A 12,941-nucleotide genomic window follows, 5' to 3' on the forward strand; every position below is an offset into this window, starting at 1 on the left:
CTCACTTCACCGTGTAAAACAGTTCGGTGGTGATCGAGTTGATCGTGCAAGTAGCATTTGACCCCGTGAAGCTAAAGTTTGTAGAAATCGAATATTGTTGGTTTGCGCCCATGCCTACATCGACGGCGTTAACCTTGACGATCGCCGGCTGATTCCCACTGCCACTGAACGTCCTGGAGCTACCGCCAACCACTTCATTGCTGGGCGAGCGTTTGGTGGAGACATTGAGCACTCCGGAGGAGTCGGCCTGTGTGCCGTGATAAAGGCAGTCGACTATGATCCAGATGATGTTGGGGTAACTGCCGTCGCCGCCCGAGGTGATCGTTGTCGTGCCGGTTACAATCTTGGTGACCGCATTGGGTGCGACATTGAGCTTTTCAACGGTGAGGTTGGCAATCTTGGCCGCGGTCGACGACGCTCCCCTGATCAAAGACGGCCGATCCTGCCAGTCGTGCAATACCTGCATCTGACAGTGGCCGGGCCGGAGAAGCCAGTGCTGACACTGCCCAAAGACGACACCGGACGATTGACGCTGCTCTTCCATCAGGCGAACGGCGGAGGCCGGCAGGTCGTCAGGGTCAAGCCGGTTCTCGGCGCCGATCGACCTGACCACCGAACCAGGAGACAGATGGTGGACCCGGCCGCCTTCCTCGATCGCGATGCCACCACCGGCGCCGACGATGATGGCCGAGAACCTTCCAATCAGCCGCAGACTGGCGATCAGGCCGGGTGCGATCTCGGCAAGCTCGCCAATCGATTTCGCATTTGAACGACGGCACAGATCCGCAATCCTTGGACCAATGACCGACGGGCCGCTCCACGCCAAAAGCGCCTGCTGCACCGGCAGCGGGAACACCTTGTCGGCGAGATGATCCAGCCTGCCGGTGTCACTGTTGTAGTGCCCGGTGTCGGCAAACAAATGGGTTGCGTCTTGGTCGACGAAGACGTTGATCGCGGTCATTGGACCACCTCAAGCCGCTGCGTCTTGTGGGACGTAACCGCCAGGTCGTCGATATTGGCGCTGCCGATCTTGACCGAGCCGAGATACCATTGGCCACCTGTGAAGACGAGCGGATTGACGGCGCTGCCGCTAGACAGGTCGCCGAAATACAAGCTTGTCGCACTCAGGATGATTCGCGATTGCGTTGCCGTGGCCTCAAGGAACAGACCAGCATCGCGAAAGGCGCTGGCTGTATCAACGCGCACCTGGATGCCGATGCGAGAACTCCACCCGGCCGCTGGCGTGTAGCCAGTCGCCATCTTGAACGTAGCGCCAGCCGAAACATCGCCATAGCTGCTCTGCAAGGCCAAGATCGCCGACGCATTGGTCGCGATCGTGGCGCCTTGCGCCGTCACCGTGGTCGACAGCTCTTGCACGGCCGTCGAGTTGGCGGCGACGCCCGTTAACGGGTCATTCACCGTCGCCTGAAGCGCAGTGATATCGAGGACGATCGCCGAACCCGGCCCAGTGGCCGCAAGGATCTGCTCAGTGAATTGCGCTACCGCGCCGTCCGTGGTGGACCGCAGTTCCCGCCGCAGTTCCTGTTTGTCGGACATGCCGACCAGGATGTTGCCGGCTGCATTGGCATCGAGCGCCTGCAACTGCTCAAACACATCGCGAACAGCGTTGCTGGCCCACGCCTGGAAGTCCTTCACATCCTGCGCGAGTTGGTCGAGGTCTATGGGATAAATGTCGGAGCCGGCCAAGCGCGCATCGAGCGTCGTGACCTGAACCCAATCTGTCCACGGAATGGTGCGCGGCGGGTCTGAGACAAGCCGGTAGCGCGCCTCATAGTCGGAGAGCGAAATCACGCCCGCGACCATTTGCACGACCGTCTGATCGGAAGTCGCCGTCTCACCCATGACCGCATCCGGCTGGTCGACCGGGCGGTACTGGAATTCGACGCTGTCGATCGTGACGTCTTCGATCGCATTCCAGGAGGCGCGAAGGGCCGCCCGCTGCGAACCTGTCGCGGTCTGGATGATGATCGGGTCGAGATGGTAGTTTTCCAACTCGCCCTGATAGTCGCCGGCACCCGGTACAACAGCATCAGGCGGAGCGGTCTCGTAGGCGGTCGGATCAAAGATACCGTCACTGACTTCCTGAAGTGTCAGCGTGATGTTGCGGGCGCCCTTGTCGCCCAACGGACCAAGGCGCTTCTCAAGGATTTGGAACGTGACGGTCCCATACTCCGCAGAGTCCCATTCAATCCAACGCCCTGCGTTCGCATCGGCGAGGAACTTGGGATGGATCGTAATCTCTGCGTTGCCCTGGTACCGGCTGGCCCGGAATGCAATATCAGCCAAACGATCGCCAACCTCAGAACGGTTGACGGCGCTATAAGGCACAGACACGGCAAGGCGTTCGCCGTCAACCAACAGCGCCGGGCCGTCAATTCGAACGGCAAGCGGCGTCTGTTCGTAGAAGTTGTCCGGCTCGAGATAGGTACCGGCCAGCGTATTGATCAGTTCGGATTTGGTGCGCTTGGTCGAGTAGCGAAACGCCTCATCGACCATGATGTCGTCATCGGTGAAAGTGAAGGCGATGGACTGCGCGGCACCAGCAATCGGGTATTCGCCAGCCGCATCCTCAACCCACGACGATGCCGTAGCCTCAAGCAGTGGCTGCATGTTTTGATCGTGCGTGATGCCAGATCCGGCCGCAGCAATGAGTGCAGCGGAGTATCTGGCACCAGTGCCGACGATTTCATCGCAGATGTTTGCGGCCTGCGACCAGTTTGCGAGCGGCAGTCTGGATGCCGAAACACCCTTGCCGACCATCATCTCTGTGCCGTTGAAGAACCCGCGCTCGAGCGCGTAGGCCATCAGAATGGGGTTCTCTGAGAACGTCCACGTATTCTGATCGCTCCAGCGCTGATTGCCGTCGCCGCCAGCTGTGTCGTCAAGCCGCCAATCGTATAACGGGGCACCCTCGATTTCGAAGAACGCGTCCCACGGCTGCGTCAAGTGCTCACGATCTAGCATGCTCGTGATGACGGCATAAGCGATACCGGCACCGCGATGATCTGCAGTCCAACGCCCTGGCGGGTTGCTTTCTTCTATGAGATTTGGATCGGCAACCTGGTCGAGCCGTCCGGTGTAGAGTTTAACCCAAATCTCGGCGTCAGTATCCTGAACGCGGAAACCCAATTCGGCGTTCTCCGTCCCGCCGAGAGTCTTCCATTCGCCATCGACGCGAACGCGAGTGATGCCTGTGATCCTGAAGTGAGACAGGATGCGGACGTCCTGAACCCTGCGGTTTCCGGATCCATAGGCGTTGCGGTAAATAAGTTGTCCGGCCGTCCCGACCTTGCCCATAGCGACGGTACGTGCAAGATCTTCGCCGTAGGTGGTGTCAAGCTGAGAAGCCTGCGCTTGCTGCTTGGGAGCAAGCAGGGCGCCGAGCGCGTACTTGGCTGCAAGACCCAAACCAAAGCGGGCCAAGCCCGCCAGGATAGTGGACCCGCCAAGCAGGCTGACGGCGCCCGTAATTACCGAACCAATGGCGGCAAAGACCGGGACAAGAAAACCCATAAGCTAGTCCACCCATTTAGCCGACTCGAAAGGCGGTCTTTATTGCTGTCAGCGGAAGGAAGGTGCGCCCGGTCTCAGTGCGCGCGAGGAAGCCGCGATCGCAGACAAAACCCGCGCAAAGGACGCCGTGTTGTTCAACAACACCGACATCACCGCGGCGCGCTAGGAGCCTGCCAACCGTAGGCAAGCCGAAGAACTTGCCGAGCACGTCTTCGACGTTCTCGCAGCCTTCTTTGCGCATAAGGCGCGCGGCGCCGATTTCGGTTGTGTATCGACCGCGCCACGGAGCCATGATGTCTTCGCCGGTAACGGCTTCAATACCAGCCGCGGCGGTAAGCAGGCAGTCGGACGCGCCCCACACGCCGGGCGCGTCGGTGATGCTGGAAACCAAGCGCGCAAGGCGCCGGTCCCAGTCTGGCAACCGGGTTAAGGTAAGCATGCGGATCCTTGATAGGGCGGGCAGCTAGTCGAACGTGATGTCGAAGCTCTCGTGCTTCACCTTACTGGCGTACTGAAAGAATTTGTCGCCAGGTGAAACCAGTTGCTGGTCAGCGTCGCTTGCCGTGCGGTAGCCGTCGCGATGGTTGGCAATGGCACCCGAGCGCACATTGGCGACTAGCTTCTTCTCGCCACCATCCCGCGAATGGTCGATAGTGTCGATGAAGCCGTAAGCGCCGGGTTCTGCGTGCAAGAACGAGCGGTCATCCGGATCGAAATAGAAGTCGAACACCGTGACAGGAGCGTCCTTGTAGCCTTCGTTTTCGATAAGCAGCAGCTTGTCAGGCGTAAGGCCGGAATCGCGCTTGGCGACAAGGCTCATGGTGAATGTCGACGCCGCGGTACCCAAGCCATAGACCGGCTCAGATACTTCAATAAGCGTGTTGGGCCAATACAACTGACCATCGACGGTGATGTCGCCTTTACCGTTCCAAAAGCCATAGGTGCCGGTTGTACAAACGATCTTAATACCGGAACGGATAACTGCCCGCCCTTCGGTAAGGACGTCTTGCAGGCGCGTTGGAAAAGTCATTTCGGAATCTCAACCAATGTGAACGTAGCGACAGGAAGAAAGTCGTCCGGTATAGAGAACGAACCCGGCATAACGCGCATGTTGGCCACGGGATTCTTGAACGTCACAATTGCGCCGGCTGTGATGTACGAAGGTACCGTCGGCTCAACCGTGATGGTCATGGCATTGCTTGCCGCAATTGCACCAGTTTGGACCCTGACCAACGAATTGTAGCTGCCCGTAGTCAGGCTGATTAGATCGCCCGCCGAAAGCGTAAGTCCGTTGTTGACGCTGTTAATTACCAGGCTATTGCCGGTGATTGAAACCAGATTGCCGGTGTTCGCCAGTGCAGCGTTGTCTGCGTCGCCCCAATATGCGCGCGGGATGCACATATGCTTTGGCGTATAGGTCACAGTCGTAAGGCCGCCGCGGGAGGCGTCCTTGAACGCCTCCACCAGTAGCCGCTGCGCCGCCGACAGAGGGACGGTCTTCATTTGGACTGTCCAGTAAGCGTCGGCATACTCCACAAAGGCCATAGCGCGTGTGCCTGACCGGCTTACAGATACAGACTCCACAAGCTGCGGATAACTGATCTGGAACGGGACTGCGGGGAGCGCTATTGCCATTAGATCATTCCTGTCGTTCTGGCGTCCCGCAAGGACTTCAAGACACGAGGTGTGAACTCCCGTTCAAACTTCTTCAGCGCTTGCGTCACCTCTTCCCCTGCGCCCTTCTGGGCGTTTGGCATGTTGATGGTCGGCGCAAAGGTGATGCTAGGCGCACCATTCTGATTTGCAGGCGCCTGGATCCGCGGCAAGCTGGGAGCACCAACCAGACCGCCATTGGCGTAACCACGCTGAAGCATGGCCAAGTTGCCGACACCAATGCGCTTCACCGCGTCCTGGTCAAAGACGTACTCGCCCTTGTGAACGATGCCCGCGGGCTGGTTCTTACCGCCAGCTCCGGTGAAGCCGCCCGTGTCGAATAGACCGATACCGCTCTCACCACCGCCGCCGCTTGGTGCGGATGGGAATATGCCAGACGATCCGCTGCCCGTAAGGAAGCTTAGTGCCCGTCCGAGAAAACCAGTTCCACCGCCCGCTGAATTAGCCTGCAATATTGCATCGACTAGATCGTTCTCGATCTTGTCGATGATCTTGTCCAAGGCGTTTTCGGCGATCGTGGCAAAGTCCTGCCAATCGAGCTTTCCGTCATCAAGTGCCGACCGCAGATCGTCAAACGCACCTTTGAGCACGTCGCGCTGTAGATCGAACATATCCTGCGCCTTGCGCAGTTCGTCTGCCTGGCGAGCGTAGGCGTCGGACACTTGATCGATCGCCTTGACTTGCGTTGGCGACAACTGCGCATTTTGCCAGTCCGCATCGCCCTTCTTGCGGGCTTCCTCGCGAACTTGCTTCAGGGCTTCCTGCTCGATATCGAGGCTGACTTTGCGCTTTTGCTGAGCTTCGAAGGAAAGGCCGAGCGAATTGAACTCTTCGTTCAGCGCCGCGGTGCGATCACGAATGGATTGCAGGTCTTCGGCGAAACGATCATCAGCCGTCTTGGGCTGCGCCCGATTTGCACGACGAGCGGCTGCGTCAGCTTTTCGTTGGGCGGCCGCCACCGCCTTATCGTACTCAGCGCCAAGGTCTTCCCGGTTGGGGGCTGGTGTCGGAATGATGCTTGCGCCGCGCCTTTGAGCGTCTTCAACCTGTTGCGCTAATGGATTGTAGACGCGCCCATTCGGCGAGCCGCCAGCCGCGCGCGCATACATATTAGCCAATGCGGAGCTTGCACCCAGCGCCGTCGTAGTGACTCTCAGGATTTCCGATGTGATCGGCGTAAGGTCCGGATTAGCCTGCTCAAGCTTGGCCAATGCCTCCTTAATGCCTTCTATGCCGACTTTGCCATCGCCAGCCTTGTCGAAAAGGTCTTGCAGTTCCTTTTGAGCAGACTTCGAGTCAACCTGACTTAAGGCGCGCTGAAAGTCCGACACATTGTCGATAGCGTCGGGAAAGACGCCGCTGACCGTCTCAACCGCAGAAGCTGCATCTAGAGCGCTCTTTGAGAACGAAAGAAGCTCTTGGGCAGGCCCTGCAAGGTTAGGGTTGGCCTTACCTATCGCTGTGACGGCATCCGTAAACGTTCGTAGTGCTGTCGTATCCTTCGCACTGTTTTTCAGTTCATTAATTGCATCCTCAAAGGGTGCAAACTGGGATTTGATAAACTCGCGCGTACCACCCGCACGACCGACGCCGCTCTGCGTGGTTGCTGACGAGAAAATATCCTTGATCGCCGCCTGAAGCTTGGCCTTCGCGTCAGCAACGTCCTTGTCATTGATAAGTCCGGCTGTCGCCGCGCTTACCTGGGCGTACTTCTGCTGCTTGCCCACAACCTGATCGTAGGCATCACCAAGGCGCTTGATGTTCTCTTCGTGGCTTTTAAGTATTTCATCCAGAGAGCGGATGGATGATCCGCCAAGTGCGAGATACGCAGCAGCCGCAACGCCAGCCGCAGCAATTGCGGCCGTAGCCAGGGGGAACTTTGTGGCCAAAGTAACGGCCTGCGAACCGAGGGCCTTAAGCGATCCGGTAACGCCACCGTTGCCTTCCTGTAGGGCGCCGTAGACCTGACCGGCCTGCGATGCAAAGATCTGCATCGGGTGCGCGCCGAGCGCAAACATGGTAATGACGTCGTTACCCTGCCGCGACAGGTTCAACATCTGGTTGGCAGAAATCGCAGCCTGCTTACCCGTGAGCGTAAAACCTGCAGCGGCGTCGGCCAGCGCACCCTTCCACTCCTTAAGCGGCTTGGCTCCTGCATTCGCAATGCCCATCATATCGTTGATGCGCTTCTGCACTGGCGACAAAGACTGATCGATGCCCTTGCCTAAGCCATCAAACTGTTTCTGGATGCCGGAAGTAGTTTGCCCTATATCTTGCCCGAGTTGCTTCAACTGTCGTTTTATGGTAGTAAGATCAGTTGAAACTGAAATTAGAAGGTCATCGGTTTTATCGGCCATACTGCGACCTTCTTAAGCGAGGTTATAATATGAGGTTGCTTATGGGTGCTGCATGCATAGCGATTGTCGCGAGCGCTGGTTATTATATGGTCGCAGAGTACTCGGCCCATGCAACGGCCTTGGAACGCGACAAGGCCCTCGCTGAAGTTAAATACTGCGAGAGAAGCCTCGAGATTCTGAAATCTTATCGCGCCGGCACGGCGCCATTAAATGCGGCAATCTCGGAGACGACGGCCGATTTTATTGTCGAGGGGTGCGCAAAAAACGACGGCGCTTATGCGTCAAAGGCGTTGCCCTATCTCTCTAAAGAGGCGGCGGCAAACGTTTCTCTAGCCAACTAGCCATACCGCTGAATCAGCGAGGCCATATCTTGGTCGCTCGGACCTTCGTCCTTCTTGCCGCCGTTGGCCTCATTGAAGCCCTCAATGGCTAGCATGTATTCGGTAACTGTGGATCTCCAGAACACATCTGGTGTCCATTGAAGGGCGCCAAATGCGCCCTTCATCCAATCTCGCCATGGGAACGGCTTTTCTACCCCGCTGCCGGCGCGGCGTCGCCGTTTCCCTCGTCATCCTTGAAGTGATGCGCAAGCGCCAAGGCAAATGCGTCAGCGCAGGCCTTGAAGTCCTTAAGCTTCAATTTCGCCGCAGCCTCAACCTTGTCGCCCTTCACTGTAAGCAATTCGATGGCGGCATGGGTAGCCGCCACCTCAACGCCTGACAGCCTGACAAACAGGTCAGCAAGAGACTTGCACTCAAGCCGCGTACTAACCGCAGCCAGGCCCGCCATAGTGGCCGCAATAACGAGGTCGACGCCGCCAACCTTAAGTGCGACTTCCCCTCGTGCGCCGTTGACCTCCAGTGTCATCTAATTACTCCGCCACAAACGAAAGTGCGCCGCCGGCCATGAACGTGCCATCAAAGCCCATCGTGCCCTCCTGCTCGCCGTTCAGCGTGAAGTCAGTCACATACCAAGAGCCGGTAAACGTGCCCAAGCCAGGCACGATCACCTTGGCGTTGAAGACGGTCGCGTCAATGACATGCTGCATGAATGCGGTCTGACTCGCGCCAGCAACGAACTTGCCGGAACCGGTAAAGGTTCGGTTCTTGATGCCGGGAGTGCCGGTTTTTTGCGGGGTGTCGCCAGGATTGGTGCAATTCGGAATGGTCGTGTCTACGTCGTTAGCCGACATATTGAAACTGCGCGTCTGCACGCCGCACAGATTAGAGAACACTTCCGGATCGGCGCCATCGCCAATCTGGATGAGCAAAAGACGGCCAGTCTGCTGGCCCGGTGTAACTGCCATGTGAGGCTCCATAAAAAAGCCCGCACATGGCGGGCAGATTGGTGTGCTTGTTTATGCGGTTTGGACGACTAGGCTTCGATCACCGCTTCGAAGTTGATCACGCCGTGTCCGGTGGTGCCGTCCGCGTCGTAGAAGACCCGCTCGCCTGTATGCGCCAGAGTGACCAAGCGGTTATTCGGAAGCGCAAGCGGGTAGTGATGTAAGGCGTTGACGACTTCCCAGGCGATCGCTCGCGCATCTTGCAGCGCTCCTCCACCGTTCGGCAGGGGGTTGCTATCGTCGGTCCAGACATGGACTGTCAGGCTGGCGATTACTCCAGAGACGCACTGCATATCATCACGCCGTGTCGAGACGTCATCTACTGTGACATATGGCGGCGAGTACGACGCGGGCGGCCGGTAAAATATGCGAGTGGCCGCCACTAGGGCCGTAAGTGGCGCATAGCCACGCAGTCGCGCAGTTGCAACGCCGACAAGTTCATGTGCCGGTGCGGCCATTGTTGCTCCATGTAGGATATCTTACTTACCCATCGATGCCTTGACGGCCTGGCTGATGGCGCGGCTGATTTTGGCCTTGGCGGCCTTGCGATATGCCTTCCATGTGTAGAAGACAAAAGGCTGCGCGCGTGAGCCGGGGTGATCGACGGAGGGGATGGATACTATACCGCCGTCCCTGCCCCTGAACGTCAGGTTCTTACCATTGCGCCCGGCAATCTTGTGAGGCGCAGTCCCATGCTCCACGAATTTCCAAGTGAAGTCAGCGTATACGCCAGTTGCATCTGGATCCTTGGACTGTTGTCCGCCAACGGGCTTTACGCCAGGCATATCTGCTTGCCGTGCGCCAATGATGCTGTCTTTGAGAACACCTGTAGCGCCAACTGGCGCCCTCGCCGCAATGCGACTCGCAGCCTCGCGAGCGACTTCAATTTTCGCCTTCGCGGCCTCTTTGGACGCTTCCGGAACTAACTCATTCAGGCGCCGCTGTAGCGCCTCGCGGCCGATGATCTTGGTTTGGAAGGCCACTAGCTCGACTCGCCTTCCACGATAAGCATCTCCAGATACTGCCCGCGCTCATCCGGATTCACCACGGTCTTGATATTCCAGAACCGAACGGGCAGCCCGCTCACCGTGCCTTTGCGCGCATCGTATACGCGCCACGCAGGCGTCACGGCGCGCGTATCGGAGCAACTGCGGACTGTCAGGTTATATGGCTGCAACGCCGCTAGGCGGGCTGCTGTAACGGTTTCAACGTCGGTGCCGAACTTTGGCTGCAGCCGTGCTGCAGTCGTGAAGACGTCCGCGAATTCGCCAAGAACGTCGTTGTTGTATTCGTCCTGCACAATGGCGCGGGTTTGGAACGTCACACGGCAGTTGAGAGAGCCGGCACCAGATCGTTTGGCCATTCGGTCGGCTCCTCAGTTTTGCTGGTCTTGCGCAGTCGCGTCGCGACACCCGCTGCTATTGCGAGTTCCCCACATGCGGTGGGCACGTTGTAGTCGGCCGCCCTATAAGCCACAGTGCTGCTGGGCAGCCGCCAGTCCCACGGCGCGCTAAAGCGAACCCACATTACAGCGCGGCGTCGGGTGTCTGGATGTCGACATAAATGTCGGTAGCGCTGGTTGCCATGCCGATAAGAGCCGGATGGTCGCCCGTCGTAAGGTCGCCAACAGGTACAATCGTACCCGGCGTGCCTCCGAGGTAATACGCCACGCCAGGCGTCACGGTCGCGCCGATGGTCAAGGGGCCTTTCTGGTGGACCGCAAGAGGCTGACCAGAAGCAGCGGCATGCAGCGCAATGCCCTTCGGCTTGCGCACAATAGCCGAGGCATCGTTGGTATCGGCCAATTTATAACTATTGTCCGCAGCCTTATACACCGGCTGCCCAGCCGTTACGACTGCACCTGCGATGCCATTGTCACGCGTTGAATTCGCGCCAGCCAAGACGTTGGCCGCCGTAATCGATAGTGCCGTCAATGCGGCCTCCTTCGCGGCCTAGCCGCAGTTAGTAGTGTCGATGATTGCTCAGTAGCGAATCGAACGACGACCACTTGGAATCGTCTTCGCTCTCGCGGAACTCGTAGAGGTCGGCGACTCGCAAAAAGATCGCATGCTTGACTGCGGGCGGAACGTCCGCGGCGCCGACAATGGCAGTAACGGTGATTAGGGATCGCGGCTGCGTGGCGGGCCAATTCTGCCCATAGTTCAAAACGATTGAGTCGTTGCGAAGCTCGTATACCGTGTCGGCAAGCGTCTGTGCGTCGCCATTCGTGTCGATATAGGAAATCGACGTGACCGACTGCACCGGAGTCACAGGCAAGTGGCAGAAATCATTCCATCTGTCGGCCTTAACGGCAACGGTTTGCGTAGCCAAGATCGCGCCGCAGTACTTCTCTGCATGGTTTCGCGCAACTGCGATTAGATCGGTGAGATACGCATCGTCATCCGCAAAGTCGACAGCACGAACCTGCCGCTTTGCCTCCGCAATCGAGACGGGCTCGTCAGTCGGCTGAACCGTTACCGTCGTTGGATACCACATCGGTTCTCTTTCCGCGCCGCTCTGGCGCCCTGTCGGCCACGGCACGCTCCACCCTGGCGTCAGCTACTGGCACAGCGAACTCGGCCGCGACGAGGCGCAGCGCCTCAGCATCCGGAAAGTCACGCTCATCACCAGGACCAAGCGAATAGGCGTTGCCGGACAAGCCGACGAGCATTCGTATTTTCATTTGGATCCTCGCGAAAAAGGGGCGGGTCAAGGCCCGCCCCGTGCCGGTTAAGATGCGGCGGTAATGAGGTGGCGAACTGCAGCGGTGTTGGCCAACTCGCCGTCAAAGCGAATGAGACCAGCAATGCCGAGGTCAGGCCAGAAGCGTTCCCTCAACACGCCGATGACAGGCGAGCCGACCTTGCGAACCCAGTACTTTTTCAGGTCGCCGAAGAGCACGACCTTCTTGGCCGCTGCCAGCGAGTCCATGTCCTGGTTCACGTGGAAACGTCGACCGTTGATGGTGGCGGGTACGCCGGCTTGGAAATCACCTTTAGTCCACAGGTAGTTTCCGTCCCCATCTTTCAATTTTCTGATGGCCTTCAGCGTCGTGTCGTTGAACATAAAGCCAACGCTGGGCGCCTTTCGGTAAGCGGGATCCACCGAATGCTCGAGGTCGATCAGTTCGTCAGACGTAATGGCCGCAACCGCAGCCGACGTGACGCCGAGGGACGACGCAGTGACAATGCCGTTCGGAGCGGACGAGCCAGTGCCGATCGTCAGCTGCTTGTTGGCGATGCGCGCCAGGCGCTCACCCAGCAGATCGCCCAACAGGGCTTCCATGCTGAAGATCGAATCTGCTTCAAGTTCCCACGACCACTTGATGAACTCGGTATCGAAGGCAAATGCGTCCAGCGACTTCTGGCCGAAGGTCACATCCTCCGAGCCGTCATCTGTCAGAGCGGTGCCTTCCGTGTGCGCACCGGCAATCTTGGAGGTGTCGTCGACCGTCGGCAGCTTCAGCGGATTGCCGCCCGAAGTTTTCACTTCGCGGATAACATCCGCATCGTACATAGGGCCGTGCGCCTTCATCGAGATTTCAATCTCGTTGAGGAGTTCGGTCGGAACCGTGTAGCCGCCGGCCGTGGTCGTGCCGGTCGTCTGGATACGCTGCTCGAACTTGGCGGTGCCGCGCTTCAGAACCTCACGCTCTTCCGCAGTGAGATCGCTCGGGGCTACACCGCAAACGACCTTCGCAAATACCATGCGGTATTCCGGCTTCGACGTGTCATCCACGCCGCGAGTCTCAGCATCACCCCCATTCGGTCGCTGACGACGACGCTCTTCCTCCGCGCGCTCTTCACCACGACGCTCGGCCGCGGCAACACGCTGCTCGCGCGCGATCGTAGCCTCGACCCGGTCGAACTCAGCCATGATGTCGTCATGTCGCTTGTCGAGTTCAGCGGCACGAGCGTCGTCCGTGTTTTTCTTGATTTCGTCCAGCGCTTCTCGCGCCTGCGCGACAAGACGTTCGCGCTTTTCGTTCAGATCCTTGAGAGACATGTTCTTCCTTGTAGGCAACAAAAAAG

The 12,941-nt window shown here is 58.5% G+C and carries 16 protein-coding genes and 1 pseudogene; 1 reads left to right on the forward strand and 16 read right to left on the reverse strand.

What is annotated here, in order from left to right:
- Position 1: 1 nt before the first annotated feature.
- The 6 genes from LB532_RS09555 to LB532_RS09580 form a co-directional block, all read right to left on the reverse strand.
- Positions 2 to 961 (reverse strand): hypothetical protein, encoded by a 960-nt coding sequence (locus LB532_RS09555; RefSeq protein WP_224556711.1) that lies wholly within the window; start codon positions 959 to 961, stop codon positions 2 to 4.
- Positions 958 to 3,534: a phage tail protein gene (locus tag LB532_RS09560; RefSeq protein WP_224556712.1), complete on the reverse strand. Its 2,577-nt coding sequence runs from the start codon at positions 3,532 to 3,534 to the stop codon at positions 958 to 960. The genes LB532_RS09555 and LB532_RS09560 overlap by 4 nt, the downstream gene beginning before the upstream one ends.
- A gap of 16 nt (positions 3,535 to 3,550) precedes the next feature.
- Complete coding sequence (locus LB532_RS09565) at positions 3,551 to 3,973, reverse strand: DUF6950 family protein (protein WP_224556713.1); 423 nt, start codon at positions 3,971 to 3,973, stop codon at positions 3,551 to 3,553.
- A gap of 24 nt (positions 3,974 to 3,997) precedes the next feature.
- Complete coding sequence (locus LB532_RS09570; protein WP_140740503.1) at positions 3,998 to 4,564, reverse strand: DUF2163 domain-containing protein; 567 nt, start codon at positions 4,562 to 4,564, stop codon at positions 3,998 to 4,000.
- Positions 4,561 to 5,037: a hypothetical protein gene (locus tag LB532_RS09575; protein WP_224556714.1), complete on the reverse strand. Its 477-nt coding sequence runs from the start codon at positions 5,035 to 5,037 to the stop codon at positions 4,561 to 4,563. Before LB532_RS09575 ends, LB532_RS09570 begins: the two co-directional genes overlap by 4 nt.
- A 131-nt stretch (positions 5,038 to 5,168) precedes the next feature.
- Positions 5,169 to 7,565, reverse strand: a complete 2,397-nt coding sequence (locus LB532_RS09580) for a phage tail length tape measure family protein (protein ID WP_224556715.1) — start codon at positions 7,563 to 7,565, stop codon at positions 5,169 to 5,171.
- Positions 7,566 to 7,606: 41 nt separating this feature from the next.
- Here LB532_RS09580 and LB532_RS09585 point away from each other — a divergent pair, with 41 nt between their 5' ends.
- Complete coding sequence (locus tag LB532_RS09585; protein WP_224556717.1) at positions 7,607 to 7,906, forward strand: hypothetical protein; 300 nt, start codon at positions 7,607 to 7,609, stop codon at positions 7,904 to 7,906.
- On the opposite strand, the pseudogene LB532_RS09590 reads toward LB532_RS09585, so the two are convergent.
- The 10 genes and pseudogenes from LB532_RS09590 to LB532_RS09635 all read right to left on the reverse strand — a co-directional run.
- A pseudogene (locus LB532_RS09590) lies at positions 7,903 to 8,076 on the reverse strand (phage tail assembly chaperone); the annotation flags it as partial. The gene LB532_RS09585 and the pseudogene LB532_RS09590 sit on opposite strands and share 4 nt — an antisense overlap.
- A 20-nt stretch (positions 8,077 to 8,096) precedes the next feature.
- Entirely contained in the window at positions 8,097 to 8,432 is a 336-nt protein-coding gene (locus tag LB532_RS09595; protein WP_224556719.1) for a hypothetical protein, read from the reverse strand.
- Positions 8,433 to 8,436: 4 nt separating this feature from the next.
- Positions 8,437 to 8,871, reverse strand: a complete 435-nt coding sequence (locus LB532_RS09600; RefSeq protein ID WP_224556720.1) for a phage tail tube protein — start codon at positions 8,869 to 8,871, stop codon at positions 8,437 to 8,439.
- Positions 8,872 to 8,939: 68 nt separating this feature from the next.
- Entirely contained in the window at positions 8,940 to 9,368 is a 429-nt protein-coding gene (locus LB532_RS09605; RefSeq protein ID WP_224556722.1) for a DUF3168 domain-containing protein, read from the reverse strand.
- Between the two features lie 21 nt (positions 9,369 to 9,389).
- Complete coding sequence (locus tag LB532_RS09610; RefSeq protein ID WP_224556723.1) at positions 9,390 to 9,893, reverse strand: HK97 gp10 family phage protein; 504 nt, start codon at positions 9,891 to 9,893, stop codon at positions 9,390 to 9,392.
- A complete protein-coding gene (locus LB532_RS09615; protein ID WP_224556724.1) occupies positions 9,893 to 10,273 on the reverse strand; it encodes a head-tail adaptor protein in 381 nt (126 codons plus the stop codon). Before LB532_RS09615 ends, LB532_RS09610 begins: the two co-directional genes overlap by 1 nt.
- A 163-nt stretch (positions 10,274 to 10,436) precedes the next feature.
- Complete coding sequence (locus tag LB532_RS09620; RefSeq protein WP_224556725.1) at positions 10,437 to 10,844, reverse strand: hypothetical protein; 408 nt, start codon at positions 10,842 to 10,844, stop codon at positions 10,437 to 10,439.
- Positions 10,845 to 10,872: 28 nt separating this feature from the next.
- The gene (locus tag LB532_RS09625) at positions 10,873 to 11,406 is read right to left on the reverse strand and encodes a phage head-tail connector protein (RefSeq protein WP_224556726.1); all 534 of its coding nucleotides are present in this window, start codon (positions 11,404 to 11,406) and stop codon (positions 10,873 to 10,875) included.
- Positions 11,369 to 11,593, reverse strand: coding sequence for a hypothetical protein (locus LB532_RS09630; protein WP_224556728.1), 225 nt, complete (start codon positions 11,591 to 11,593; stop codon positions 11,369 to 11,371). Before LB532_RS09630 ends, LB532_RS09625 begins: the two co-directional genes overlap by 38 nt.
- A 47-nt stretch (positions 11,594 to 11,640) precedes the next feature.
- Positions 11,641 to 12,915 carry a phage major capsid protein gene (locus LB532_RS09635; protein ID WP_224556730.1) on the reverse strand — a complete coding sequence of 425 codons (1,275 nt, stop codon included), beginning with the start codon at positions 12,913 to 12,915 and terminating at the stop codon, positions 11,641 to 11,643.
- Positions 12,916 to 12,941: the final 26 nt, after the last annotated feature.

It is taken from the genome of Mesorhizobium sp. ESP-6-2, assembly GCF_020164675.1.
In the GTDB taxonomy this organism is placed as follows: Bacteria; Pseudomonadota; Alphaproteobacteria; order Rhizobiales; family Rhizobiaceae; genus Mesorhizobium.

Excerpts from the sequence above, each read along its gene's own strand:
- LB532_RS09580 (WP_224556715.1), bottom strand. The coding sequence starts at position 7,565 with ATGGCCGATAAAACCGATGACCTTCTAATTTCAGTTTCAACTGATCTT.
- LB532_RS09600 (WP_224556720.1), bottom strand. The coding sequence starts at position 8,871 with ATGGCAGTTACACCGGGCCAGCAGACTGGCCGTCTTTTGCTCATCCAG.
- LB532_RS09615 (WP_224556724.1), bottom strand. The coding sequence starts at position 10,273 with ATGGCCAAACGATCTGGTGCCGGCTCTCTCAACTGCCGTGTGACGTTC.
- LB532_RS09575 (WP_224556714.1), bottom strand. The coding sequence starts at position 5,037 with ATGAAGACCGTCCCTCTGTCGGCGGCGCAGCGGCTACTGGTGGAGGCG.
- LB532_RS09625 (WP_224556726.1), bottom strand. The coding sequence starts at position 11,406 with ATGTGGTATCCAACGACGGTAACGGTTCAGCCGACTGACGAGCCCGTC.
- LB532_RS09585 (WP_224556717.1), top strand. The coding sequence starts at position 7,607 with ATGGGTGCTGCATGCATAGCGATTGTCGCGAGCGCTGGTTATTATATG.
- LB532_RS09565 (WP_224556713.1), bottom strand. The coding sequence starts at position 3,973 with ATGCTTACCTTAACCCGGTTGCCAGACTGGGACCGGCGCCTTGCGCGC.
- LB532_RS09560 (WP_224556712.1), bottom strand. The coding sequence starts at position 3,534 with ATGGGTTTTCTTGTCCCGGTCTTTGCCGCCATTGGTTCGGTAATTACG.
- LB532_RS09570 (WP_140740503.1), bottom strand. The coding sequence starts at position 4,564 with ATGACTTTTCCAACGCGCCTGCAAGACGTCCTTACCGAAGGGCGGGCA.
- LB532_RS09635 (WP_224556730.1), bottom strand. The coding sequence starts at position 12,915 with ATGTCTCTCAAGGATCTGAACGAAAAGCGCGAACGTCTTGTCGCGCAG.
- LB532_RS09605 (WP_224556722.1), bottom strand. The coding sequence starts at position 9,368 with ATGGCCGCACCGGCACATGAACTTGTCGGCGTTGCAACTGCGCGACTG.
- LB532_RS09555 (WP_224556711.1), bottom strand. The coding sequence starts at position 961 with ATGACCGCGATCAACGTCTTCGTCGACCAAGACGCAACCCATTTGTTT.
- LB532_RS09630 (WP_224556728.1), bottom strand. The coding sequence starts at position 11,593 with ATGAAAATACGAATGCTCGTCGGCTTGTCCGGCAACGCCTATTCGCTT.
- LB532_RS09595 (WP_224556719.1), bottom strand. The coding sequence starts at position 8,432 with ATGACACTGGAGGTCAACGGCGCACGAGGGGAAGTCGCACTTAAGGTT.